The organism is Paenibacillus sp. FSL R5-0470, from assembly GCF_037975205.1.
Taxonomy (GTDB): Bacteria; Bacillota; Bacilli; order Paenibacillales; family Paenibacillaceae; genus Paenibacillus_AQ.
This window is the reverse complement of record NZ_CP150238.1, coordinates 828,782-853,367: the sequence shown is the minus strand read 5'-3', so window position 1 is coordinate 853,367 and position 24,586 is coordinate 828,782. Positions and strand designations below refer to the sequence as shown.

At 40.0% G+C, this 24,586-nt stretch carries 21 protein-coding genes and 2 pseudogenes; 5 read left to right on the top strand and 18 right to left on the bottom strand.

The genetic code is table 11. The annotated features are described in order from the left end of the window. Positions 1-72 precede the first annotated feature (72 nt). The 11 genes and pseudogenes from yaaA to MKY99_RS03695 form a co-directional block, all read right to left on the bottom strand. Positions 73-825, bottom strand: coding sequence for a peroxide stress protein YaaA (yaaA, locus tag MKY99_RS03745; protein WP_339268744.1), 753 nt, complete (start codon positions 823-825; stop codon positions 73-75). Between the two features lie 103 nt (positions 826-928). Continuing rightward, a complete protein-coding gene (locus MKY99_RS03740; RefSeq protein WP_339268742.1) occupies positions 929-1,180 on the bottom strand; it encodes a hypothetical protein in 252 nt (83 codons plus the stop codon). Positions 1,181-1,211: 31 nt separating this feature from the next. Next, on the bottom strand, positions 1,212-2,768 hold the full coding sequence (locus tag MKY99_RS03735; RefSeq protein WP_339268740.1) for a glycosyltransferase family 39 protein: 1,557 nt from the start codon (positions 2,766-2,768) through the stop codon (positions 1,212-1,214). Positions 2,769-2,938: 170 nt separating this feature from the next. Next, on the bottom strand, positions 2,939-3,811 hold the full coding sequence (locus tag MKY99_RS03730) for an aminoglycoside phosphotransferase family protein (RefSeq protein ID WP_143759535.1): 873 nt from the start codon (positions 3,809-3,811) through the stop codon (positions 2,939-2,941). 37 nt (positions 3,812-3,848) lie between these two features. Beyond that, entirely contained in the window at positions 3,849-4,235 is a 387-nt protein-coding gene (locus tag MKY99_RS03725; RefSeq protein WP_339268737.1) for a VOC family protein, read from the bottom strand. 146 nt (positions 4,236-4,381) lie between these two features. Beyond that, positions 4,382-4,675, bottom strand: coding sequence for a hypothetical protein (locus MKY99_RS03720; RefSeq protein WP_339268735.1), 294 nt, complete (start codon positions 4,673-4,675; stop codon positions 4,382-4,384). A gap of 291 nt (positions 4,676-4,966) precedes the next feature. Continuing rightward, the gene (locus MKY99_RS03715) at positions 4,967-5,587 is read right to left on the bottom strand and encodes a GHKL domain-containing protein (protein WP_339268733.1); all 621 of its coding nucleotides are present in this window, start codon (positions 5,585-5,587) and stop codon (positions 4,967-4,969) included. Between the two features lie 653 nt (positions 5,588-6,240). Then, positions 6,241-6,969: a LytTR family DNA-binding domain-containing protein gene (locus tag MKY99_RS03710; RefSeq protein ID WP_339268731.1), complete on the bottom strand. Its 729-nt coding sequence runs from the start codon at positions 6,967-6,969 to the stop codon at positions 6,241-6,243. Positions 6,970-7,098: 129 nt separating this feature from the next. Beyond that, positions 7,099-8,004, bottom strand: a complete 906-nt coding sequence (locus MKY99_RS03705; RefSeq protein WP_339268729.1) for a GNAT family N-acetyltransferase — start codon at positions 8,002-8,004, stop codon at positions 7,099-7,101. A gap of 133 nt (positions 8,005-8,137) precedes the next feature. After that, positions 8,138-8,878: a hypothetical protein gene (locus tag MKY99_RS03700; RefSeq protein ID WP_339268727.1), complete on the bottom strand. Its 741-nt coding sequence runs from the start codon at positions 8,876-8,878 to the stop codon at positions 8,138-8,140. 121 nt (positions 8,879-8,999) lie between these two features. Further along, a pseudogene (locus MKY99_RS03695) lies at positions 9,000-9,316 on the bottom strand (Na/Pi symporter); the annotation flags it as partial. Between the two features lie 268 nt (positions 9,317-9,584). On the opposite strand from MKY99_RS03695, the gene MKY99_RS03690 reads away from it, so the two are divergent. Continuing rightward, a complete protein-coding gene (locus MKY99_RS03690) occupies positions 9,585-11,390 on the top strand; it encodes a flagellin (protein ID WP_339268725.1) in 1,806 nt (601 codons plus the stop codon). A gap of 137 nt (positions 11,391-11,527) precedes the next feature. Here the strand turns inward: MKY99_RS03690 and gnpA are convergent, their stop codons facing one another. Together gnpA and MKY99_RS03680 are read right to left on the bottom strand one after the other, a co-directional pair. Next, positions 11,528-13,690, bottom strand: coding sequence for a 1,3-beta-galactosyl-N-acetylhexosamine phosphorylase (gene gnpA, locus MKY99_RS03685; RefSeq protein ID WP_339268723.1), 2,163 nt, complete (start codon positions 13,688-13,690; stop codon positions 11,528-11,530). Between the two features lie 12 nt (positions 13,691-13,702). Next, the gene (locus MKY99_RS03680; protein ID WP_339268721.1) at positions 13,703-14,722 is read right to left on the bottom strand and encodes a glycoside hydrolase family 88 protein; all 1,020 of its coding nucleotides are present in this window, start codon (positions 14,720-14,722) and stop codon (positions 13,703-13,705) included. Between the two features lie 416 nt (positions 14,723-15,138). On the opposite strand from MKY99_RS03680, the gene MKY99_RS03675 reads away from it, so the two are divergent. Further along, complete coding sequence (locus MKY99_RS03675) at positions 15,139-16,080, top strand: AraC family transcriptional regulator (protein WP_339268719.1); 942 nt, start codon at positions 15,139-15,141, stop codon at positions 16,078-16,080. A 17-nt stretch (positions 16,081-16,097) separates the two neighbouring features. Here the strand turns inward: MKY99_RS03675 and MKY99_RS03670 are convergent, their stop codons facing one another. The 3 genes and pseudogenes from MKY99_RS03670 to MKY99_RS03660 form a co-directional block, all read right to left on the bottom strand. Next, positions 16,098-16,820: an MBL fold metallo-hydrolase gene (locus MKY99_RS03670; protein ID WP_339268716.1), complete on the bottom strand. Its 723-nt coding sequence runs from the start codon at positions 16,818-16,820 to the stop codon at positions 16,098-16,100. Positions 16,821-17,026: 206 nt separating this feature from the next. Beyond that, the gene (locus MKY99_RS03665) at positions 17,027-18,943 is read right to left on the bottom strand and encodes a hypothetical protein (protein ID WP_339268714.1); all 1,917 of its coding nucleotides are present in this window, start codon (positions 18,941-18,943) and stop codon (positions 17,027-17,029) included. Between the two features lie 324 nt (positions 18,944-19,267). Next, positions 19,268-19,554, bottom strand: a pseudogene (locus MKY99_RS03660) (helix-turn-helix domain-containing protein). Between the two features lie 219 nt (positions 19,555-19,773). On the opposite strand from MKY99_RS03660, the gene MKY99_RS03655 reads away from it, so the two are divergent. Continuing rightward, positions 19,774-20,070: an NAD(P)H-dependent oxidoreductase gene (locus MKY99_RS03655; RefSeq protein ID WP_339268712.1), complete on the top strand. Its 297-nt coding sequence runs from the start codon at positions 19,774-19,776 to the stop codon at positions 20,068-20,070. A 62-nt stretch (positions 20,071-20,132) separates the two neighbouring features. On the opposite strand, the gene MKY99_RS03650 is transcribed toward MKY99_RS03655, so the two are convergent. Both MKY99_RS03650 and MKY99_RS03645 read right to left on the bottom strand, forming a co-directional pair. Next, the gene (locus tag MKY99_RS03650; RefSeq protein WP_339268710.1) at positions 20,133-21,299 is read right to left on the bottom strand and encodes a DUF4317 domain-containing protein; all 1,167 of its coding nucleotides are present in this window, start codon (positions 21,297-21,299) and stop codon (positions 20,133-20,135) included. Between the two features lie 158 nt (positions 21,300-21,457). Then, positions 21,458-22,579 carry an FAD-binding oxidoreductase gene (locus tag MKY99_RS03645; RefSeq protein WP_339268708.1) on the bottom strand — a complete coding sequence of 374 codons (1,122 nt, stop codon included), beginning with the start codon at positions 22,577-22,579 and terminating at the stop codon, positions 21,458-21,460. A gap of 219 nt (positions 22,580-22,798) precedes the next feature. Between MKY99_RS03645 and MKY99_RS03640 the strand changes: the two genes are divergently transcribed. Both MKY99_RS03640 and MKY99_RS03635 read left to right on the top strand, forming a co-directional pair. Continuing rightward, entirely contained in the window at positions 22,799-23,986 is a 1,188-nt protein-coding gene (locus MKY99_RS03640) for an ABC transporter permease (RefSeq protein ID WP_339268706.1), read from the top strand. Positions 23,987-24,032: 46 nt separating this feature from the next. Beyond that, on the top strand, positions 24,033-24,572 hold the full coding sequence (locus MKY99_RS03635; RefSeq protein ID WP_339271483.1) for a helix-turn-helix transcriptional regulator: 540 nt from the start codon (positions 24,033-24,035) through the stop codon (positions 24,570-24,572). Positions 24,573-24,586 lie beyond the last annotated feature (14 nt).

Genomic DNA, 24,586 nt, shown 5'->3' with positions numbered 1-24,586 from the left:
TGACCAAAAATAAAGGTAACCCTGAAGCTGGTTGTAGAGCCACCTCCAAGATTACCCATAGTACTACTTACTCTATTCATTCTTTTTTTGTATAAACACATACGTACTCTCATCCGACAGCTCATCAGCAAAGCTGAAATCAAACCCGTCGAAGCCTTTGATATCCTCCACACAGGTGATTTGCCGCTCAGCCATGAAACGCACCATTTCACCTCTGGCCATCTTAACCAAAGTCGCTCTCTCAACGATCTTACCGCCGATTTCCTGCCCGAATACACAGCTAATCATTCGAACGTTTCCGCCAACATACGGGGAGATGCACTTGCTGTATTCCTTAGAGGCCAGATTCAGAATGATATCAGTCTCCGAAAATAGCTGATCTGCCAGCTTCCTGTTCCAGAACTCATAGATAGACTTGAAACCTGGTCCGCTAAGCTTAGCCTGCATCTCCAGCCTGTACGGAACAACGCCGTCAAACGGCCGGACGATTCCATAGAATCCGGACAATATCCGTAAATGCTGCTGAAGATATTCCAGCTCCTCCATTTGAAGTACCCCAGGTGCCATGTACTGGTACTGGATACCCTCATAAGAAAAGATAGCGGGTGTAAGATTCCGTGTTACATCCATATCCCGAATTCGCTCCACATTCAGCGTGGCGATGGCATCATTGCATTTCCATAGCGATTTAGCTTCTTCATAATTCAACTTTTGTAATAAGGCCAGAAGAGTCTGCGACTCGCTTATGAATTGCGGCATCTGGCGGCAATCCATAAAATCCGTATCCATCTTCATCTTCTTGGCAGGCGATATAATGATTCTCATGTTGCTCCCTTTTCTCTTTTCTTACCCCCGCGGGGAATTTAAATGTAATCTTATCCTATCACACTTAATCTTCGTAGGCTTGGGGCAAGTTCATGAAATTTGTTCACTGTCGCCCACTTTGCCCGCTAACTCCTCCATCTGTACCTTGGCTGCCGTTTCTTCTTGTCCCACCATTCATGCCGGGAGAGCTCCCTCCATCTTTACCCCGACCACCGTTAAAGCCCTGTCCCCCGTTCGCCCTTGAACCAGAATCTGTACTTGATATCTTCTGAGCGGTGATGGTGTCACAGGAGGCGAGCACCATGGAACAACTAAGCACTACTATGAGCAAAGTGAGATATCGCTTGATCCGCATCTTTGAACCCCCTCTTTCCGAGCAAACATGGTCAACGTGGAAAATATCTTTTTAACATATAATCATATACATCTTTAAAACCCATGTAGGATAACACGATCAGCAGCGGATATACCGGGTAAATATATCGAGACTTAATCTCCCATAGTAGATAGAATCCGATAAAGCCCAGCACCACAAGAATCAAAGAGGTCTCTTCAAATCTTTTGGCTCTTATTCCACCGATTAAGCGAAAGAGTATAAAAACATACATCAGAAAATTCAGGACATACAGCGACCACAGCAGCCCGCTTCGGTAGCTCGAATCCCCCTTAAATAGATCCGTAGCAGCATTAGTGTAGCTATAACGGTCCATGACAAATCCCATTCTTCCACCGTTACTGGATGATCCATCATTCCCAAGTCCATATCGTTCCATCTGGTATGTTCCTTCTGTCCAGGTCCAAACGATTTTTTTATAATACATTTTCACTACGTCGCTTAGGCTCGCCTCGGAGAGTCTATGGCTGATTTCCTCTTTAAATAGCTGCGTACTTTCTGCCTTATTATAATTGGCATCCTGCTGATAGATCGTATAGCTCTGCCAGTTATCCCAGAATCCAAACGTCTCCAGATTGATCCCCATATTCAGCCACATATAGACCGGTGCGGAATTTTCGTTAATCGGTTCATCTACGACATTCGTCGCCTGCAGCAAAGCATTTTGCTTCCAGCTTGGAACATTAAACAATAAAGCCGTAATAAACAACGCGCTCAGAGCTTTTTTTACCCCGATCGCACGCATGTTGAACAAAAGACTGACTACCACAGCAATCAGAAAAATAACACCGATACTTCGGAAATAGTTCCCGACTGCCAGGAAGATGGCTGCGAAAACAATATCCTTTATAGACTTTCTTTTTATAAATTTCACAGCAAAATATAAAGCACTTGTCAAAAAGGCGGTAGCAATCACATCATTATAAATTAAATTACTCATAAACAAAGAAGGGATATAGGTAGCGGCAAACACGAGAATGCCATAATCATGATCCTCAGACTTACCCTTGAGCTCTTTATACAGCAGGTAAATCATTAACGAGGTTAAGAGTGTAAATAGAATATTGAATACTTTGATCACCAAGTAATTATCCGGAAATAACTGTAGCAACGTCTTTAAGTACACAACAATCGAGAAGTTAAACGGGAACATATGCAGATAACCTGTCGTGTCAAAAGATGAATAATCATTTCTGTACAGCATATCGAGTGCCAGTGAAAGCACCGTCTGCGAATCATCCGTCGGCAAGCGAGGAAATAGAAAAATGATCACGATCTGAATGGCAAAAGAACATAGCAATATGGCTGGAATGACGATTTTCAAACTGTACTGATTAAGCTTCAGGCATATTTTATACAAAATAACGCTTAACGCCAGCACCACCACAATCCCTAGAATAAAAAGGCCGAGCTGTTGCTTCTCCAAAACTGGCGTGTCCCCATATACGAAATAATTATATTTCGCCCGGATAAAAAAGGAGGAAGCGATAAACAGTCCTATGAAGCATGCCAGTATGAGATACAATGTTTTTTGAATTGCCCTTACCATGGAAAACCTCCTTTTCACAGTCGAAGTCTATACAAGCACATCCCCCGATTCATAAAAAGCATTATAAACACCCAAACTGAATATTGATTGAAAGCAGCGAATAAACGTAAATAGACCACCTCCCTCGCAAAGGGTTGCGGTCTGTATTGTAATTTTTTTTAAGATGAAGTTCATTTAAACCCTTGGAAATCCAAATCTTTCAGGAATCGATTACTTCCTAGTATGCTCTTTACCCTCTTCGATACATTAGGTCCTTTAGGTGTACTGCCCCGTCTATTCAGTAAGATCCATCTTAGACAAGCCCAAGCTTCGAACACCTCAAGCTCTTCCTGTTTCATAAAATTCTCCAATAGATAAGCAGAACGGAACATATCAGCGTAACGCTCAGAGATGTGGATTTTCAGCAGAATAAATGACCATGCAAAATCATATCTAGGATCTCCCAACTGGCCGTTCGTCCAATCGATGACGGTAAATCGCTGTTGTTCCTCTACTATATTTCCTAAATGAAAATCTCCATGAATGATACGATCTTGTCTCATAGGCGTTTGCTCCACTAGAGAAATCAGAGCTTGATTAAGGTCTGTATGCTCTCTCACTTCAGGAAAAAAGTAGTCGATGAAATCGTACTTAGGTAGTTGTATATGTTCCAGCTCAGCGATATCTATTTGATGAATTCTGGCTAAAATGCTCGCGAGCTCCTTCATTGTCTTATTATTCACTTTATGAATTGGCGTTCCGTCAAAGCTTGTTAACAACACCTTATTTCCGTCCGGATTGATTCCCCAACCCACTGGTTTAGAGACGGCTACCCCTCGTTCGGACAGGACATCTAATAAACGGTATTGAAACTGAACATCTGGTTTGGAGCTCTTACTCCATGTTTTCAAGACATAGCTTTCCTGATCTAGATTGATCTTTAGAACCTCTGCTTCAAAGCCATCATCCATCGGATGCGTGGTTAAGCTGGCTTCATGATAGAGTAGCTCATCCATGATTTCATGGTGTTCAAGCCAGTTTACATTAGTTATAGGGGTTCTCAAGAGCAATTCTTCCTTTCGGGTGATTGTATATATCCAGTTATTCTTGTGGAATGCCAGCTACGATCTCAAGCAAATTGCCTTCTGGGTCAACCACAACAGCTTCACGCAACCCATAGGGCTGTGAAATAGGTTCTTTTATAGGAGTTGCACCTGCCTTCACCAGACGCTCAAATTCCTTGTCGACCTCTTCAGGTGAGAGAACGCCAAATGAGACTTCCATTGTCCCATTCAACCCATTGGGATAACCTAGTCCTGAAATACTCAGCGCATCCCGCTGACACAAATTAAAAAATACACCACTCTTTAGCTGAACCCCGGTAAATACGCCACCATCCCATTCTATAGCCATATTCATGACGTCCCGATAGAATGTGGCCATCTTTTCCATGTCTTTTACAATCAAAGTTATAGCACCGATTTCCATGAAACCCACCTACTCTTCTAAATTATTCCTTTTATGATCGTAGATATATTAGCATAGGCGGTAAAATATTGAAATGAACTATACAATAATAAAAAGCCCTGTAGAAACTCTACAGAGCACTGTCAGCTTGAATCTAACTTCTCTACCTATGTCACTGAATAAAATGCTAATCCGATACTAGAAAAGATAAGCAAAAGTATGGTAATAAATACTGCAGATCCTATATACTTATTCTTCCTTGGCTTACCTGTAATTGATATTCCTCTTTTTCCAATAAGAGAATATAAAATGAATCCCAATATGGGAGTGGTCGCAATCATTAAGAATACCCAAATCCAAGGATTTATTCCTCGATACAAACAATCGTTGTAGAGCCATAGACATGATAGCGTTATAGTCAATAAAGCAAATACAACCACTAATATAACTAATGGAATCATAACATTCTTCCTCCTTTCCTATTTGATTTAGAATTCACATGTTCCAAAAAAGAAATGGATACAGTTTGCATAATGAAAGCCGCACAATGGCGACTCTTTGCTCCCCCCTATTTCACTTTTCTTTTGTACTTCGGAATAATCATGCCCTTGATAACCTACATTGAAATCATAAACCAATATTTTTTTGTTTTTTGATGCTCGTTGTAATCCGCACAATACTCGTTGTAATCTGCAAAATAAAAAGGCGATTTCTCATTCGATTTTTGAATGGAAAGTCGCCTTTTTGTTGTCTTACGGAATTGGTAGAACTACGATTGAATTAAAATAGCCCTCATCGTACGAAAAGTCTGAGTATCCTTTTAACTTTTTGACTCGTTCATTGATGCTGCTGATTCCAATGCCGTACCTATTTTTCCCTTTTTCAGAAATTAATCGCCCATAGGAGAAATCCACATTCACATGATTCGACGAATTTACAATGATTATGAATAATTTATCCTCACTAAATTTTATTTTGATTTCAATTTCCTTTTTTATTTCTTCTGTTAATCTAAGCACTGCTTCTACTGCATTATCTAAAAGATTCCCTAAAATGGCCGCTAGATCAATGGTATGTTCTATAAATAAATCATGAGGAACTTGGAGGTCTAAAGTGCATTCTATATTATACTTCTTGGTTTGTTCTAGCTTACTATGAAGAATGGCATCGATGGGTATACACCCGGTTAATAATCTATATGAGAATACATTGGTTTTCAATAACTCCTGTAGCTCCTCTTTTACCTCGTCTGTTCTATCCCTCTCCAATCCATAGGCTATATTTAATAAAATATTTTTCAGATCATGTTTTAGCTTAGACATTTCCCTTTGATTCTCTAAGCTCTCTTCGTAATATTTATTTTGTGTCTCCATTATGGAGTACTTATGTATAAGAAAATTTTTCCCTTCTAAACTATTGTAAATCAGCATAATGCACACATTCACAATTAACAAAAAAACACATGGAACGAATTGATTGATATCTTTATACTGAAAAATCCAATATATACTCAATAAGGATAGACAAGGCACTATACTTAATAACAAACATTCCTTATTACTTAATCCGATCTCATTATCAGATCTAAAATAGAGTAACAGCTTTGCCGACAACATCACAATTAACAACGATAAAAAGTTTGCACTAAAATATACGACTAGCATAATGAATAACTGACCTTCAAATTTTTGATCATAATTATATGTAATAATAGACAACGCCAAGTCTGCAAGTGTAGTGATCAGCGTAAAAAAGATAATGTGGTAGATCCTTTGAGCCATTGATCCGTAGAACGAATACAGTATACAGATACTCAAAAGAACAACAAATAAAAACAACTTAACCATAGAGTTTGTATCACTAGACAATAATTTTATTACTCCCATAGCGAGAAATGTTAAGGAATAAAATTTATGCTTTGAAATTCTGAGGTTAAGAAATCCATTGAAATAAATAGAGATCGATGTTACCTGAACAAGCGTATAGAGAATAGCTAGAACTGCAATGCTAATAACCTCAATATTTCTCAATAGCCAATCCTCCTTTTTATGAAGTTGTTATAAGCATCTTTAACTACCTTTCTCTGACCTCTACTAATTGCGAAATTTTCTTTATTGGTGAGAATAATATCGGTTCCCGAAACAATATGTACATAATTTAGATTTAAAATGGTGCCTTGATTTACTTTTATAAAGGACAAGGGATCAAGCATTTCTTCAATCTCTTTTATCGTGCCATAAAATGAAAACTCGTCATCAACGGTTACAACATGTATAATCCTACCTTTCTCAGATGAAATGGATAGAATCGTCTCACTTTTGATTTGATAGTTAAGATTTTGAGTTTTGAAGAATAAGTACTGGTTATTCCTTCTAACCTCATCAATGGCGTGGAGTAATATTTTGCTTATATGTTCGTCTTGAATAGGTTTAAGTATGTATCGAAAAGGTGAAACTTCAAAGCTTTCCATGGTGTAATTGTCATAGCTGGTAACGTAAATGATAATCATATTTTTATCTATTTTTCTAATTTCCCTAGCGACCTCGATTCCATTTAAAATCCCCATTTCAATATCTAAGAATAATATTTGGTACTCTTCGTTTCTGGCATTTAAAGCTTTCAATAATGATTTTCCGGACTCATAAATGTCAATATCGAACTCTATGTTTTGATACAAACCTGCACTATCCATAATAATCTTCTCTAATTTGGAACTATGTAATTGCTCGTCATCACAAATACAGATTCTAATCATTCCTCTAAACTCCCTTTTTAAATAAACATATTATTTTGAAAATAATACCTTATTAGTAATAATTCAATAAAGAAGATCAGTAGTCCTTGTAAATAAAAAAGACGACCGAAGTCGTCTAGTAAATGCTTATTAATCGATTTCATAGCCAACGGTAAATCTTGAACCGCACAACTCATAACCGATCTGAGTATATAGCCTAATAGCTTTCCTATTATCTCCATGCGTGCCCAAAGTAGCGATTGTTTTGCCCTGCTGCTTTAGATAATTCAGTGCGGTGCAGATGATGTTACGGGCAACACCTTTTTTCTGCCATTCAGGAATGACGAATACATTCTCCGTTGCACTTCTCTCGTCGGTGATTCTCCAGGTTGAGGTGTTGCCGATCAATTGATCGCCATGAAACGCGCAGAAATTAACGATTTCGGGAGATCCCTGCATCCATCCCAAATGGTTCAGACTCCACGCCACACCGTCAAAGGCTGCGAGTTCAGCATGACGATATGTTTCCTGAGCTTCACTATTGTTCAGTGCAGTTGGCTTCACCAGAACCCCTTCTGGTAAAGGATACTTAGGAATCTCCCTACTCAAGTCATATTTATATACGACAATCGTATCGCAAATCGTAAATCCACGCGCTAGACAGAAGCTCAACTCTTCGAGATCATCTGTGTCGAGATATTGAGCCATGATAATGCGCTTCTCTTGATACCCAGCTTTAATTTCTCTAGATCGTCCGATCAATGCTTCAATCAGTGCAGCTTTGATACCTTCATCCTCGGCGTTCTCTGCAAATATAATTTCGTAATTAAGATATCGTTTGAAGTTTGGGTCTTTATCATGTCCAACCGCATGAAAAGTATCATGCTCCATCAGATGAGCAACGGCCAGAACCTCTCCGTCGCCACTCACTGCACAGAACATATTTCGCTTATCCAGATCTCCATGGTACAGATATAGCATTTTTAGAACAAAGTCCATGCTTTCAATTTGCTCCGCATCTTCATCCTTTGGATTTCGGATTACAAAGTCCCTCATGAATACACATCGTCTCCAATCTTTTATGGCGCTGCAAATCATTTCTTAGTTAAATAATGGATGAGGCAGGCTATGCTCAGCAAGGGAGAGTTTAGTTATATTCATAATTGCGAGGGATATTGTGAACATATTTTTATAGAGTCTGTACTTCGAAGCTTACAGGATCCATACAAAACACTTGGACTTCCAGCGCATCCATAAGCTTTTCCAAGTGCTTTCTTTCCCCATTACGAAGTTCCAATATTTCCTTATATTGTAAGGAATCTATAACGATCAAAACCGCTTTCTTTATGCGTTTAGGTGATCCAAATTCATTCGAATAACTATTCAAAAACTTGGACTTTGACAGCACCTGATAATATGTAGCGATTTCAAGCACACATCTTAAGAGGGTTTCTCTATTTTCATTAATTTTAAATTCGATCAGAACCATACAATCATCCACCAAAGAAATTAAATCAATCTTACCTAGTCCCTTATCCGCACTACTATTTTTCAAAGGGACTTGATAGTCCATAATCCTTCCAATACCATTAAATATTTTTCCACTTTGACTTAAGTTAAATAATTGAATAGCAACTCTCTCTTCTTTTCGATTAGAATCCTCTTCCTTGTGCCCGGTAGTAACAACCCCGTCATGCGTGATCACACGATACCCACTCTCTCTTACTACTTCATTGATCTCTTTCAGCCGATTTTTTATATCCAATCTCAACAATTCTTCAGCAATTACTTCTGCGAATAATTCGCCATTCGTTGTCTTACCTCTACGATTAAGGATGCTAGATTTATACAATTGATCGATTGTATTAACGTGAGCACCTACCTCATTAATAAGGTTCATCTTTGAGAGCATGCTCTTTCCTTTTTTCATAATAAAAAAACACCTCCTAGAGTTTCATCGGATAGGGATTATCCAATGTCTATTCTAAGGGTGCTGTTTATTATTCGTGCAAAACGAACTGTGCAATATTCTTACAATGATCACCAATTCGCTTGATCCCTACAATAAATGCTGTCATTGTTGTTCCTATATTTGCGCCCATAACCACACCAATGGCTTGTCGCAAAGTCATAAGGCCCACATTTACAAGCCCAATCGCCAAAACCGTTGTCCCCGTTGAAGATTGTATCAATACAGTTACGCTAATCCCGACAAGAACACCCAAAATCGGGTTAGATGTATACCTCTCGAGCAGGCCACGCATTTTATCCCCACGGATTTCTGAAGCCCATCTGACATGTATTTAATACCAAAAAGAAAAATCCCAAGTCCACCAACAAACTTAAATATTAAATCCTGCCAATCCAATATATAAGCCTCCTCTAGTTGTTTATTCTATTTTGACCCATTTGGTTTAACATAGTTGGCTACAAGATATAGCATGATCTAATTTCGGAATGGCTAACCCGGGTCTTCATATAAATAAAACTTTTCAAAATAGTAAGGATTTAAAAAAACCCAAAAAAAATAAGCCGATTCATTCTGCAAAGCTGCTTTAATGCATTCATGGACGCAATATCTATTATTGTGATAATATGTATGGGAATTCACATTATTTCTCTTAGAGGTATCAATTATGATAATAATGCACAATTTGTCTGCTCTAAATGCAAATAACTTGTTACGGAAAAATGCTAAAGCTGGTTCTAGTAGTATGGAAAATCTATCATCAGGCTTACGCATCAATAAAGCTTCTGATGATGCTGCAGGATTGTCAATATCTGAAAAAATGAGGGGACAAATTAGAGGACTGGATCAGGCATCCAGAAATATACAGGACGGCGCTTCACTCCTTCAAACAGCAGAGGGCGGCCTACAAGAGATAAATGATATATTACAAAGACAAAGGGAATTGATTATTCAGGGTCTAAATGATACGAATACGGATAACGACAGGCAACAGATTGAGGCTGAAATACAACAACTTACCCAAGAAATAGACAGCCTTTCAAGGAGAACAGAATTTAATTCAATTAACTTGTTGGCTAGAGATGATTATACGATACTTGCTGATCGATCGAGCAGTAATACAGCCTATACTATCAGTGACCCGCCACCAACTACTAGAGTAACTAACAGTATAGTCTACAAACCTCAAGGAACATCAGCAGAAACAAGACATGTAATTAGTAGTTCAGATACATCAGTAACGACCAATACATATTCAAATACCAATAATATTTCTCCAATCGCCTCTCCAGATGGAAGAGCAGGCTATAATGAATATAATATTGATATTCAAACAACAACTAAGACGGACACAAATAATACTGTTTATGAAACGTTAACAGCATCAAACGATCCACAATATGCTACACCTGCCTACTGGTTCTCTGTTGGAATGAATAAAACCAGTTTTGGCCCCAAAGATCTTGGCGATGTATACGGTTCAATGCTCGAAAATATTGAAGTTAATGGAAGTTTAATACCCATCGAGTATACATCTCGCAGTGGTTCAGGATCAGATCCTGCCTGGGATCATATGTGGTTCCCCGGCACAAACCTATCAATTATGAGACATAGGACTGTACTGGCTGATAACTCCATGGAAATCAAATATGTAATTAATAATATGGATCCAACCGATGCCAATATCAAACTAGATAATATAATCGCCCCTCCAATTAATTCAGTTATCACTGATGCAGGAGGAAATCCGTTAGCTACCGGAAATACCATAATAAATCCACCTTCAGGAAGTTCATTTAACCTAACGGGATCAGATGCCAACGCTGGCTTAAAATTTGATGATTTGCTTGGATTTCTGGCACCTTCAGAGCTTACGATTAATAATCCGGCAGCAGGTCAACCACAAATAAATTTTGATTGGCAACTCACTATCCCCTCTGGTACGAGTGTAACATTGGGCTTCAATTATGGTCCGTTTTCATTAAATCTTGATGTATTTGAACTAACACATGAACTAGTAGAAACTAAGCATTTTGAAACAACAGTGAAAACGGATATAAAGGATATTGACTATGTTCCACCAAGTCTCGATATTCAAGCAGGGGCTAACCATAATCAAACAATCATCATCCCCCTGTTCAATGTAACCTCTCAAGGATTGGGCATTGCAAATATGGGAATATTGCCGCCCGGTATACCTGATAAGACATTAGCTCAAATAGATAAAGCCATAGGAAAAGTAATAAACTATAGAGGGATGTATGGTGCATTACAAAACCGTATGGAGCACACATTGAACAATGTGAAAAACTCTGCAGAGAACCTAGCTTCGGCAGAATCACGTATCCGTGATGCGGACATAGCTAAAGAAATGATGAATTTCACAAAAACCAACATATTAACTCAAGCTGCCCAAGCGATGCTGGCACAAGCAAATCAGAATCCTCAAGCTGTATTGCAACTCCTAAATTAGTATTAAGATAGACTGCAAACTCAACGTATAGCATATTCGCTTTACAACAAAAAGCTCAAGCATCGGCAGGTTAGCCGCAGCTTGAGCTTTTAAATGTTATAACCATGGATGGTTTTTCCGTTCCTATGCCGATATTATTAATCCCCAATCATTTTAATCATCGTGTCAAAAGGATCTAACTCCAGGGTGTGTTGTCCATATTCCGTATGAATCGTAGTTTTTTGAAGCTGATCGCTATTGTTAATGACCACGAGGATTTTACTTTCCGGATAATAAGCACACTCTGTATATAAGTTATCCGTAATATACTTGGTCTCCGTGAACTCATTGCCAGCAAAACGAATCAAATTCAGCAGCAATCTTGTATTCTCAAAGCTGAATTGGAAAGATGGAAGGTAGATCCCCTTTCCTTTACCGAAAGCATGGGTGGACAGTGTTAATAGACCATCCGTTTCAGTCACAACCGCTGCTGCTCCATCAGTAAGATAAATGTTATTTTTGGGTGTTATGCTAGCCCCAATAGGTACTAAACCAAGCCCATCCTTCACTTCATATGTCCATTTCCCATGCGCTACTCTGGAGCCTGTATCCTCATCTACACCGAGAACATGTGCCATTCTGAAAAAGCTGTCATACCCTTCAAGCGCTGAAGGCTGATTCACGCCTATAAAAGTACCACCTTCATTCACCCACTTTGTCAGTAAGTCCACACAATTGTTGTCCCTCCAGCGTTCTCCACCACTCCATGCTGAACCAGCCGATCCGGCATTGATCACTACATCACAATCTTTTAAAATCCCCTGACGGATATCCTCAAAATCAATGAACTGTACTTCAATCGGCAATCCGGATAAAGCCTCGTTGATATGAATCAAATCATGCATATACGTTTCGTGGAAATGCCCGGACAAGGTCCACGATCTCCATTTGCCCCAAGCGTGCAGAATGGCTACCTTCGTCTTAATATGATACGGTTTGCCTTTATGATGCAGCTCTTTAATTTCTCTGAATTCACCCGCAATCTTTTCGATATAATCACAAAAATCCGGATAAGGCTCTACAAGATGCAAATATCCACCCAATCCAATTCGATCTATAGGCTCTCTGAGTAGAGCACGCCGGATATTGATCCAATATTTTTTGGCATCTAGTGTAGGGTTCCCTCCCTCCATAAAGGTAGGCAGACCACCTAAACCAACCGGAAACAAGTAGGGATGCAGCCGAATCTCATGGGTATCTACTTTTACACCTGAACACATTCTTGCCTCGAACCCTGAGAACACACATTTAATCATCCCGTCGAAGCCAAACTCCTCGAAACGATCATTGTAAGGCTCCATGCCAACCCAACTGTCATCATAGAAGACATATGCCAGCTTGTCGTACCCATGCACAATATCAATTAATTTCTTACTAAATTCGATGACAAAATCATTGATAAATGCCATCCAGTCCAGCTTGCGCTGTTGCGCCGGGATATGACTGACACGATATTTTCCACCATTCACAAAATCCTCGGCCGTGAGCGAATACCCATATTTTTGAGCAAACAGATCAAGCGCTCTTGAGCTTACCGTAAAATCATATGAACCCCAGTCCGAGAACAAATGGCGATTGCGCTCATTGCTGCCCCAGATCCAGGCGAAATTATAAAATAGGGACGTAAACCGAACCACCGTTGTTTCCTTATGCTTACGACACCAATCTTCAAGGAAGTGGAGCAAATACTTTTGCGTTTCAACATAGATGGGATCAATCTGCATCAGATGCTCTTTTTCCCAGTGATTCGTGGTGTGATTGTACATGGAGATCTCTTCCCAAATCCGGTAGACCATGAAGCTGACCGTATACTTATGCCATGGCGCAATTCCAGTAATGACTACATTTCCTGATTCCCGTTCATAATTCCACTGTTCTTTTGGAACCTCATCACCAGTCGTTCGGTCAAAAACCTGCCAGTACTTAAACGCCTCTTTGGAATCATTTACTCGGAATTGCTCAGCGAAAAAGTCCTCCATCAAATAGATGGATAAATAATCTTCGACCGCTACCTTCGGATTAGTAATTAAAAAGCTCTGCTGTAGCTTATCAGGGTTTTGAGATGCCCATTCGTTATGATCTCTGATGATACAGATTGTAGAATAAATGCCGTATCCTGCGTTGATAATCTCATCGGACAACTGTGTACCGTCACTGTCACGGATGACATCGGCACCCCACCGTTCAGCTAACTCTAAGGTCAGTGCCTCATAACCGGATTCGCCCGGTAGTGTAAAGGCCCCCGTTGTTTGCTTGGACAACTTGGATCCCTCCTATTTGAGCATATCGGACAGAAAAGAGAGTGCTAAGCCTTGACCCCAGCCTTGAATCCAGTCTTTTGGAATATTGCGATAGCCTTCCCGGTCCTTCATAACCGCTGTTCCGCCCGATACTCCCAGTACACGTCCATCCTCGCTGATATTGCTTAGGATACCCTTCAGCGCCTTTTGCACATATTTGGTATGCAGCGGATTGCCGTTATTGATCATTGCAGCCGCTATCCCGCAAGAGGCAGATACTTCTTCATAAGATTCTTCGTCATCAAGCACTGTCCGCCACAAGCCGTTCTCCGTTTGCACAAGCTTGAGTGCCGCCAATTGATCGCGCAGCGAACACTCCACGTCCATACACGCCGGATACAAATACCATTCTTTCAAAAGCTTTTTGACTTGCGACATGGTATATGCGCCCCAAGCATTTGCTCTGCCCCAATATAGTCCGGACATATGATCCTGCTTCACATTATTGTAGCCATGGTACCAGAGGCCGCTGCTAGGGTCTTGCAGGTATTTGATATGCCAGTAATATTGATTCAGGGCATCCTGGATCATTTCCTGATCGTTTAATTTACTTCCAACACGGAGCAGAAAAAATGCCGCCATAAACAACGTATCTGCCCATGCCTGCTCTGGAAAATCATTAGAGACGGATACGGTATGCTGCAGCACATGATCTCCGAATCTGAGCGCATGGTTCTGCAGATAATCCACCTTGCTCATTACAATATCCCAATATTTCTGATTGCCTGTTTCTTCATACAAGGTAATCAGCATATGCCCCATGGCACAGGTATTTACCGTCCAGTCCGGCAGGCCCAGCTCAATATATTCATCTGCCCACTGGACAAGCATATCCAAATACTCTTTATTTCCTGTAGTTTCATAAGCTCTGGATACCCCATAATAAGCCACACCACAAGGCCAGTCCCATGTTAAATCCATCGTCATTGTTTTTCTAACTACTTTGTCGATGACGCTTAGAATCTCTTCTCTGTCATAAGTTAATTGAAGCATCTTGATTCTCCTCTCTTTCGCACACACCCCCATTGGCGCTGAGAGCTGTCCGTCCTATGTAAACGCTTTACTAACTCTATTGTAAGGAGTAAAATGGTCTGATTCTAAGCATATTCATAACTAATCTGTGCAATTTCAACCATTAACTAGTGGTTCTTATATTTCGGGATTGGCCGTGACTACAGAGAATGTTTGGACTTCCGGCCGCTGTTGTCTGCAGATTTCTTGATTTTATACCGCTCTTCGCGGTGGAAATCTGCAGACAAAGGCGGACGCTAACGCTCCTACAGTTCCAAACTTCTCCTCCGCCACTTTTTTCCAAAATTGTATAATATAAAGATCTCTTTATATAGTTGAACTTGAAAGCTCTTTCACCTATAATCTACACAAATCAACGGAACGGGAGTATTGAGATTATGCCCAGAAAAAAGAAACCCGTCATCGAATACCGCCACTACAGCTTGCCGATAAACTTCCCTATTTTACTGTTAAGCGGTGAACGTTGGAAGATTTCCGATATCAAAAGTGAACATCTTCATTTTCATAACCATTTAGAGATTGGCATTTGTCATTCGGATAGCGGCATCATGGAGATCAAAGGTGAATCCGTACCCTTTAAAGCCGGAGATGTGACCTTCATCCCTAGGTATCTGCCTCATACAACGTATAGTTCGCCAAATGAAGCCAGTCTGTGGTCTTATATCTTTTTTTCACCTGAGGAGCTCTTTCAGCATTCATTCAAAAGCGCTTATAGTGACTTCGAGCCAAATTTGTGGGCGATCAAGGGAATGAATTGTGTTTTGAACAAGGAGGAACATCCCAAGGTTTATACCCTTGCGACATCGGTCGTAGAGGAATTGAAGCACAAAAATCCTTACTATCAGGAAAGTGCCTACGGCTTATTATTATCCCTTTATATAGAACTGCTTAGAATTCATTCCCGGAATGAACCCTTAGTAGAGCAAGAAACAGAGCATAACCTGAAAGGTGATTTTGTCATCTCTCCGGTTCTGGAATACATCACCAAAAACTATATGATACCTATTACCATCAATGACCTAGCTGATCTGTGCCATCTAAGCACCACTCATTTTCGCAGAAAATTCCATGAGATCATGGGGACCGCACCTCTCGATTTCCTAAACAGCACTCGTATTGAAGAGGCCTGCAAGCAGTTAAAAAGCACGGATGCTTCCATCCTCTCCATCTCTGAACAAGTCGGTTTTCAGTCTATTTCCAGCTTCAACCGATGTTTCTCCAAGCTTATGGGCGAATCTCCCAAACAATGGCGTAAAGGCGCACATTCCGAAGCCCAATCTGCAAAAGCATCTATACTGGAGTTTACAGGTTGGGTATAGGGAAAGGGAGTCCCTGTTTACTTCACTTCACAAAATCTACTTAACACAGAAATGATTTGCTCCTTGCTCATAGGGGCGTCGTGCCCTGGGATATACGTAGTGAATGAAAGATTTTTTAAAAACTCAACATATTCCTTCATTTTTATGGGATCAATTTTACCTTCTCCATGATAATAATCTCCACTATGTGCATCACCTGCAAATAAAACCTCCGCTTCTTTAACATATACAACACAAGAGTCTGCTTCATGCGGCCCTCCTACCTTGAGGATTTGGCAAGTGATGCCCCCTAAATCCAATGTTAAAGAATCCTCGAAAATAATCGATCCTGTGCTGACCGAAATCTTATCGAACGTATCGTATTCTTTTTTCATACAGTTATAGGCGAAATCTATTTCTTCTTTTGTCTCTAAACGTTTTACAACGGACTCTTCATCCCATTTCCACGCTTTCAATCGCTTTAGTACCTCATTCGTTGCTGAAGATACTATGGTTTCCCCCTCAAAAGCATGCATACCAAAGGTATGATCCCAATGCCAGTGCGTAATCAAAGCATATTTGGGACGAGATAGATTGTGATCATCCAAACCCTTTATAAAGGCATCAAAATGCGATTTTGAATTACCACAATCAATCATAATTGAAAAGTTCTCACCTACAACATATCCCAAAACAGGTCTGTCTGTTTCTCTAACATTTTCTAAATAATAAATCGATTCATTTATTTTTTTTAGTTCCATAAGATTGTTTTCTCTCCTTTAGATCAACGTGTTATTTTGTAATTTAATAATGGATCCGCAAGACTTTTTGAGCAAGGGAGAGTTTAGTTTTAGGCGTTCTCACCAAGAGCACAAGTCAATCCAACTCCAAAAAAAGAGAGTCCCCCGGTAGCCACTTTTTTATGGCTACTGGGAGACTCCCTCACAATTAGGTTTTTGCTATAAGGTTATTTCGAATTCTTCATAGTTGTCGAACGAACTTGGAATGCTCCGTTTTTGTAAGCAAGAACAGAGGTTTCTACGCCTTTAATTACGGAAGTAGCTTCACCACGAATCGTTTTTGTTGCAACAATCTCATAGACTCCGTTTTTATCTACATCAGAAGCCTTCATTGTATTGTAGAGCGAACGTTTGCCATTCACTTTCACGTACTCGTTAAGAAGAACTTTAACACCACTGTCTTTGAAGGATACTACGTAAGCATTGGTGCTACCGCTGTTACCGCCAGAGTATACAGTAATCATGACATCTTTAGATTTATCACCGTTGAAATCGCCAATGAAGTTGATCTTTGGTTGGTAACCCGAGAAGTCTTTGATATTACTGTTGATCACTTTTTTAGTCTTACCTTCTAGAACGACGATGTTGATATCTGTAACCAGACCACCATTAGCGGCATCCTTGTTACCAATCAGTAAGACATTATCCGAAACACCATTACCAGTTACATCCACTTGTTGTTTCGCTAGCAAAATCGTTTTTGCTGTTGTTGTAATCCCCTTAAGCTCAAAGCGTTTGCCAACGGTGAAATCACTTGTTGTAGTTGATGGTCTAGTCACTGGCTTGCTATCGGATTTAATGGTTTCTGTACCCACAACCTTGAAAGCACCGTCTTTGAATGTGAATGTTGTTTTTTCCTCACCTAGAACTATAGCTTCAGCGTCACCGCGAATTTTTCTAGTTCCCACCAGATCATATACACCATCTTTATTAAGATCCACTTGCTCTAAAGTGTTGAAAAATGCTGGTTTACCATCCACAACAGGTTTTACACTCAAAAGCGGTTGTACCTTATCACCTGTGAAAGACAATATGTAAGCATCTGTCGTACCATTGTTACCACCGGAGAATGCTGTAAACATTACATCATTTGCTTTGTCCCCGTTAAAATCACCAATCCATTGAATTTCTGGTTTGTAGCCATCGAAACCGCTGATTTTTGCATCTTTCAATGTGTTTGTTTTGCCATCTACAACAACCAGGTTGATGTTGCTTACATAACCAAGCTCATCTGCTTTGTCACCGATCAGATAGATTTTATCTTGGACACCGTCTTTATTAACATCGTTAACTTGTTTTCTGATAAGAACAGTCTTATCTGTTGTGTTAACACCTTGCAATGCGAAAGGTTGGCCAACAGTCAGTTCACCAAGTGCAGGTTGTTTGAAGGGGTCTTCTTTAGTAGTTTCTGTTTTGCTAACTTGGAATTCGCCGTTTTTGTACGCAAACCATACTTTTTCATAGCCTGTTACCACTGAAGTAGCTTCACCATGGAGGATTCTGATTCCAAGCAGTTCGTTCACGCCATCATTTTCCACATCGACTGCTTCTAATGTTCTGAATAATGCCCGTTCGCCTTTCACCTTCAAATCCCCGCCCAGAATAATAGAAGGGGTATCATTCTTGAAAGTTACGATTCTAGCATTGGTAGAACCTTGGTTGCCACCGGAGTACGCAGTAATCATCACATCAAGTGCATGGTCATTATTGAAATCACTCACATAGCTGATTTTCGCGTTCAAACCACCAAAGTCTTTAATCCCTGCGTTTAACACTTTGTTTGTTTTGCCGTTTACAACGATGAGATTAATGTTGTCGAAGTCAGGAGATTCATTTTTGTCGCCGATGAGATATAAAGTGTCTTTTACGCCATCCAAATCAAGATCAACCGTTCTTGTTGCTATCAATACTGTATTGGCGTTCGTTTTAACACCAGCTAGTGTAAATTTTTGTCCAACTTGATTAGCGGATGTTGCTACGGTTGAACTGGTTGGCGTTGTGACAGGATTGGCCATTGCTTGAGATGAGAAAGATGCGACTGCTGCTACACATAATGCAACGGATAATGTTTTCTTTATTTTCATTGTGTTACCTCCGATGGTCTTTTAAGGTTGGTGTCGATTACAGACTTATTATAGTCCTGCAAACCTAGGACAGTGTTACGGTAAGGTAACATTATCCTATTGAAATAAAACAATAAATAAATAAAATATCCATATCAGAGGAACTTCAAGCACTAAATAATGCCAATTTTTTTTGGGGATAGCGGTCGCAAAATCAATAGAAACGCTTTCATCGGCTATACTATGGGATTTGAGCTACCCTACTTTTTTTTAATAGTTTGATAACAATTCTGTAAAATCAGTTTGATCCAATTAAAGTACAAACCTATTCGACGGCTATAACAGTTACAACTCCTCCGACAAGACGATCTCTTCTCCTTGTTCTTGTCTGATTCTAATATTTTCTTTTCCCCAAGAACACATAACGTCAACGATCTTATTGGCTGTAACCCCATATTCCGTCAGGCTATATTCAACTTTTGGCGGCATCTGCTGGATCAGGACCTTTTGTGAGATGCCCTGAATATTGCGCTGCAATTCACACCGGACATCAATAAGCAGATGATCAAAGCTTTCCACTTTCCACCGATGATTTCTAGTGTTGCCTCTATCCCTAGATTATATTGTTTCATAGAATAACAACTCGTTCATACAGATCTAATTAAATTACCCAAAACTTCATTTTTTCATATATTATTTCGTGAGTCTAGTACGTACTTCAAAGTAACCATCTTACTTTATTGTGTGTATTTTCTTTTTTAAAACCTGCAAGATAATGATGATATTCATAAAAATAAGGCGCAGCATTTTGAAGAAATACGCTTAATATAGGCCTGGAATGGAGATTCATTATGAAAACAATGGTGATTGTGGCACATCCCAACCTTGAGAATTCGAGGGTCAACCAGCGCTGGAAAGAAGCGCTACTGCAATATCCGAACGATATTACCCTTCATGAGATTTATAAAGAGTATCCTGACTGGAACATTGATATTCCTAGAGAGCAAAATCTAATGGAAGCCTATGACCATGTGATCTTTCAATTCCCTTTGTATTGGTATAGTTATCCGCCATTTCAAGCGAGCGATGAAGAAATTAATACTAGTGCAAAAGAATATATCCACTATATCTTTAAGTACCATATTTGATACAAAAAGGGCTATCCCAAGTCTTGATCAAAGACTTTAAGGATAGCCCGCTATTAAAAAATCTAAAGCGTTTCTGTAGTGAGTGTAAATCCTTCGATCACAGCATCTTCGTCAACCTCAATCAAAATGCAGCGTCTACCTTGATAATTCACTTGCTTCACATATTTCAAATCCTGTGGACTGACCGAAATCGTAGCTACCTTTGTTTCGATCTTTATCGATTTTGTAGTGAATTTCGGCATCACACTACTTGCCTTCATTTCATAGTGCTTATCGTCGACGATGGTTTCAAACGCACGTTCCACTTTTTCCATCGTCACGTCTTCAACCCCGCTTACCTTCAGCACACGTTCTACATCTCTATAGTCAAGTTTAGGAGGTTCTTCTTCATCTTGGTTGGTTTCAATGACCTGGTGGATTTCCTCGTACAGCTGAGCAATGGTGGTCGCGTCAAGTTGATCGCCCGCCACTTCCTTCACGATATCTTCGAAAATAGCTCTCTCTTCCAGTGCCGTCAAGGATCTTTCAGCGTTCAAGACCTGCTCGATGAAATGCGGATCTGGAAAATTCGATTTTCCCGTACAATACAGAATGCGGTTCACATCGGAATAATTATCCGTCACGCTTGGGTAAAAGAAGCCCTGCTCCGGCGTACTTAACTTGACGATCGGATCTACAATAACATTGTACTTAAATTCCCTTTCCACATAATCAAATAAGAGAGCTTTCCGTTGCTTCTCCGTGGAATTCACGCTGCATAGAATAAACGGATGCGCGAACATTTCGTTTTTCTCACTTTCCTCGGCTTCATCGTTTCTATCTTTGGTCGGGCGGTAATACTGTCCGCGAACGAAAGTGATCACCGTATCGCGTTCATAATGGGTATCCGCCATCATTCTGTCCACCAACAGCAGCATCAGGTCCTGCCATTCATCTGGATCCCCAGTCACCAAAGCTTGGTGAAGCATCACCTGCGCTGGCTCCTCCGCTTCCGCCTGAAACTTCAACTCGAACAATTTCTGATCCAGTTCGCCGGTCAAGAGTTTTTTGAAATTGCCCATGTACAGCTCCTGCTTCTCTCTATCCACCATTCCAAACGGCAGGCGCTCCCAATGATAGATCTCATTGCTTTCCTTCATAATATACACGTTGAGAATATCGTAAATATTCATTAAATCGTGATCTAGCTTAAATTGCTTGCGTATATGCGCGACTTCTTTCTTTATCATGATTCGTTAGACAACTCCTAGGAAGATAAATTGGTCTTTTCAGTATAAAGGATAAAAAAAACCTTCGCTATACTAGTTGAACTTAAGATTTTTCTATTAAGGTAAGTTCGTGACTCCGGTGAATGTTTGGACTTTCCCTCCATACGTGCTCGTACTAATCAATTTATCGTATGCTCTAATGCATAGTCTTCAAGCGGAATATCTACCTGTTGATCCATGGCTAGCTTGGCTAGCTGCTCACCAAGAAAGGGTCCCATCGTTAATCCCGATGACCCTAGCCCATTAGCAACAATTAGTTTATTCCATCCTTGAACCCTGCCTAACACGGGAAGAAAATCTGCTGTAAATGGACGGAAGCCTACTCTTATCTCATTTAGGCTACAATCTGCAAGACCGGAGGCCGTTTGAAGACCTTTATTTAAAATTTCTTGCATTCCACCTGCGGTTACAGAGGTATCATAACCCACAACATCATTTTCGTGAGTAGCACCTACTACGATATTTTGATCCGCAAATGCAAGGATATATTGATCTGTAGGCGGCATTACTACAGGCCATTGCTCGGTACTCGCTTGTTGAGCAAGCTTCAAGTGCATAATTTGAGCCTTCTGATAACGCACCTGAAGCATGATCCCAAGCGGATGAAGCAAAGCGTTAGACCAGGCCCCTGCACACACAATCACTTCATCTGCTGTGAATATCTGTTCTCCTACGCTAACCCCTTTAATTTCATGATCATCATGCTCAAGAATAGCATCTCCCTCAATCAATTGCGCACCGTTACGCTGTGCCGCCCTTAACAAAGCATCACGTAATTCACGTCCATCCACTCTTGCTGCACCCGATACATGAAGCGCATGATAACCTTCCGATAATAATGGAAACTTCTCTTGTGCTTGAAGATCCGTCAGCATCGTAAGCTCACCTATTTCAGGGGCGTCCTCTCTGCGAAGCTCCGCTCTTTCTTTCATCGCGAGTAACTTTCTCAGATCATCATGAATACATATTGCTCCTACTTTTGCGTATCCAGTCTCGGTTTCTCCTGTCTCTTCCAACTCTTGAATAAGTGCTGGATAAAAGCTTGCTCCCGCCTTAGCAAGACGATACCATGCTTTGTTTCTGCGTTGAGACAACCAAGGACAAATAATCCCTGCTGCTGCATCTGTTGCTTGTCCAACATCTTTACGATCTATTATTATGACTTCAGCACCTAACTTGCTTAACTGATAAGCTGCTGAAGCCCCTAATATCCCTGCACCAATTACAATAACCTTGTTCATGTCCGAAGTCCCTTCAGTTATTCATTTTTAATTAATACATTAACACATCCACTATATATCAATGTAACAACCCGAATGATGATTCATTCACAACTTACCAGTTATATCTTAAATTTGACATTTCTAATGAATTATCGTACTATAAATCTCACTCAGTTAAAAGTACTTTAATTAGAGTACTAAAATAAAAGTGCCATTCAGAAGAAAGAAGGTATACAGTTGAAGTTTTCACAGTTTTTGAAGTCCAAAGGGGCCATTGGTTCTATTTTTATGGGTGTGTTCTATGCCATTGCGATGCTTGGTATTTTCTTACCAGGGTATACTGCACTTCCAGGGAACATGGATGATTTAAAAATTGCTATCGTCAACGATGATGCAGGTAAATATGGGGCTCAGATTTCGAGTCAGTTTTCGGAGAGCTTACCATTCAAAACGATAAAAACCGATGTATCGAATAAAAAGGCGATGGATGAATTAGAGCATAATAAGTTAGCTCTAGTTGTCCATATTCCAGAAGAATTTTCCGCCAACGTTCAAAGCGGTAAGGTATCCGCAAGTATTGATTTCACAGTCAACGAAGCCTCTGCCACCATGGTATCTTCAGCCATGTCTTCCGTTGTAGGAGAAATTAACAAACAATTAAGCGCGAACTTCTCAGAGCAAACCGCAAAAGGTGTGTTAATGAACTTTAACGTACCAGAAGAACAAGCCACCGCAATGGCTACACAAATTGAGAATAGTTATGTCGGGAATTATGTTGTCATCAATGATGTTCCGGACGGCATGCACAACAACATGTTACCTATGTTCTTAACTATGGCTGGTTATGTTGGGGCAATGATTGCCTCCATGCAATTAGTTGCTTCTTTTAAAGCGAACCGCGGGAAAGCAAGCAAGACAAAACTGTTTATGTTCGTTCAATTCACAGCTTTATTAATCGCTGTATTATCAACAGTCGTTGCTTTAGCCATTGCATTCTCTATTGCAGATGTAGACCTATCCTTACTGTTACCAGTTGCTGCTCAGCAAATTCTAATGTATATGGCTGCATTTAACGTATGTGCGATTATGGTCTTCCTAGTTGGCGAAGGCGGTATGGTCTTAAATATTCCAATCCTGCTCATGCAAACCATCGCCAATGGTGCTACCATGCCTCGTGATATGATGTATACACCATACGATTGGTTTGGCCGCATCACACCGATGTATTATTCTGTACAAGCTTATTTGGCACAAATGTTTGGTTCAATTAGTCCAGCACCCTTCTTATGGGGATTAGCGGGCGTATTTGCCGGGGCTATGTTGATTAACATTGTAATCGTCCGGTTTGTTCATAAACCTGTCCCTGTGACTAAAGAAGCTATACTGCCCGTTGAAGTTAAAAATACAGCTGAAATAACCGCCTAGGTTTGGTAAGATAGAGTTTAGCCAACAATTAGGAGTGGGTTCTGTGATGTCAATTCAAATTTATATCTTAAGTAAGTTAATGGATGAAAATAATTATCCTTATAAATTAAAAAAAGAACTATCCACCCCTATTCCTTTTGATAAATTGCTCAATCTATCTGAAAGCAAGCTATATTATCACTTTGAATCTCTTTCGAAACAGGGCTTAGTTGAACAGGTAGAGATTATCAAAGAAGAACATCGCCCAGACAAACAGGTGTTTTCCATTACTGATAAAGGGCGTAAAGAACTCCCGCTCAAAATTTATAAGGTAATAGAAAATGCAGAATCTATTTCAGAGATGATTGTCGCTCTTGTGAATCTTCGTTTTGTAGAGACTGATAAAGTGATCCCGATTATCGAGAAGAAAATTGAACAGTCACTTATAAAAAAAGATCAATTAAATCAAATTTACCATCAAATAGATGTTGTTAGCTCCACTCGTGAAGTCGTAGATTTCATGGAAAGCTACTACGTTTCTCAACTTGAGCAATCTATACACTGGTGGAAAGTTCTTTTAGAAAAGCTGAAAACGAAAACGATATAAAAAAGAATGCCTTG

What these genes read in the sequence shown, in the direction of transcription:
- yaaA (WP_339268744.1), bottom strand. Translation starts at nt 825, where the DNA reads ATGAGAATCATTATATCGCCTGCCAAGAAGATGAAGATGGATACGGAT.
- MKY99_RS03705 (WP_339268729.1), bottom strand. Translation starts at nt 8,004, where the DNA reads ATGAGGGACTTTGTAATCCGAAATCCAAAGGATGAAGATGCGGAGCAA.
- MKY99_RS03715 (WP_339268733.1), bottom strand. Translation starts at nt 5,587, where the DNA reads ATGGAGACACAAAATAAATATTACGAAGAGAGCTTAGAGAATCAAAGG.
- MKY99_RS03675 (WP_339268719.1), top strand. Translation starts at nt 15,139, where the DNA reads ATGCCCAGAAAAAAGAAACCCGTCATCGAATACCGCCACTACAGCTTG.
- MKY99_RS03655 (WP_339268712.1), top strand. Translation starts at nt 19,774, where the DNA reads ATGAAAACAATGGTGATTGTGGCACATCCCAACCTTGAGAATTCGAGG.
- MKY99_RS03720 (WP_339268735.1), bottom strand. Translation starts at nt 4,675, where the DNA reads ATGATTCCATTAGTTATATTAGTGGTTGTATTTGCTTTATTGACTATA.
- MKY99_RS03665 (WP_339268714.1), bottom strand. Translation starts at nt 18,943, where the DNA reads ATGAAAATAAAGAAAACATTATCCGTTGCATTATGTGTAGCAGCAGTC.
- MKY99_RS03700 (WP_339268727.1), bottom strand. Translation starts at nt 8,878, where the DNA reads ATGAAAAAAGGAAAGAGCATGCTCTCAAAGATGAACCTTATTAATGAG.
- MKY99_RS03710 (WP_339268731.1), bottom strand. Translation starts at nt 6,969, where the DNA reads ATGATTAGAATCTGTATTTGTGATGACGAGCAATTACATAGTTCCAAA.
- MKY99_RS03680 (WP_339268721.1), bottom strand. Translation starts at nt 14,722, where the DNA reads ATGCTTCAATTAACTTATGACAGAGAAGAGATTCTAAGCGTCATCGAC.
- MKY99_RS03740 (WP_339268742.1), bottom strand. Translation starts at nt 1,180, where the DNA reads ATGCGGATCAAGCGATATCTCACTTTGCTCATAGTAGTGCTTAGTTGT.
- MKY99_RS03650 (WP_339268710.1), bottom strand. Translation starts at nt 21,299, where the DNA reads ATGATAAAGAAAGAAGTCGCGCATATACGCAAGCAATTTAAGCTAGAT.
- MKY99_RS03690 (WP_339268725.1), top strand. Translation starts at nt 9,585, where the DNA reads ATGATAATAATGCACAATTTGTCTGCTCTAAATGCAAATAACTTGTTA.
- MKY99_RS03645 (WP_339268708.1), bottom strand. Translation starts at nt 22,579, where the DNA reads ATGAACAAGGTTATTGTAATTGGTGCAGGGATATTAGGGGCTTCAGCA.
- MKY99_RS03735 (WP_339268740.1), bottom strand. Translation starts at nt 2,768, where the DNA reads ATGGTAAGGGCAATTCAAAAAACATTGTATCTCATACTGGCATGCTTC.
- MKY99_RS03670 (WP_339268716.1), bottom strand. Translation starts at nt 16,820, where the DNA reads ATGGAACTAAAAAAAATAAATGAATCGATTTATTATTTAGAAAATGTT.
- MKY99_RS03635 (WP_339271483.1), top strand. Translation starts at nt 24,033, where the DNA reads ATGTCAATTCAAATTTATATCTTAAGTAAGTTAATGGATGAAAATAAT.
- MKY99_RS03725 (WP_339268737.1), bottom strand. Translation starts at nt 4,235, where the DNA reads ATGGAAATCGGTGCTATAACTTTGATTGTAAAAGACATGGAAAAGATG.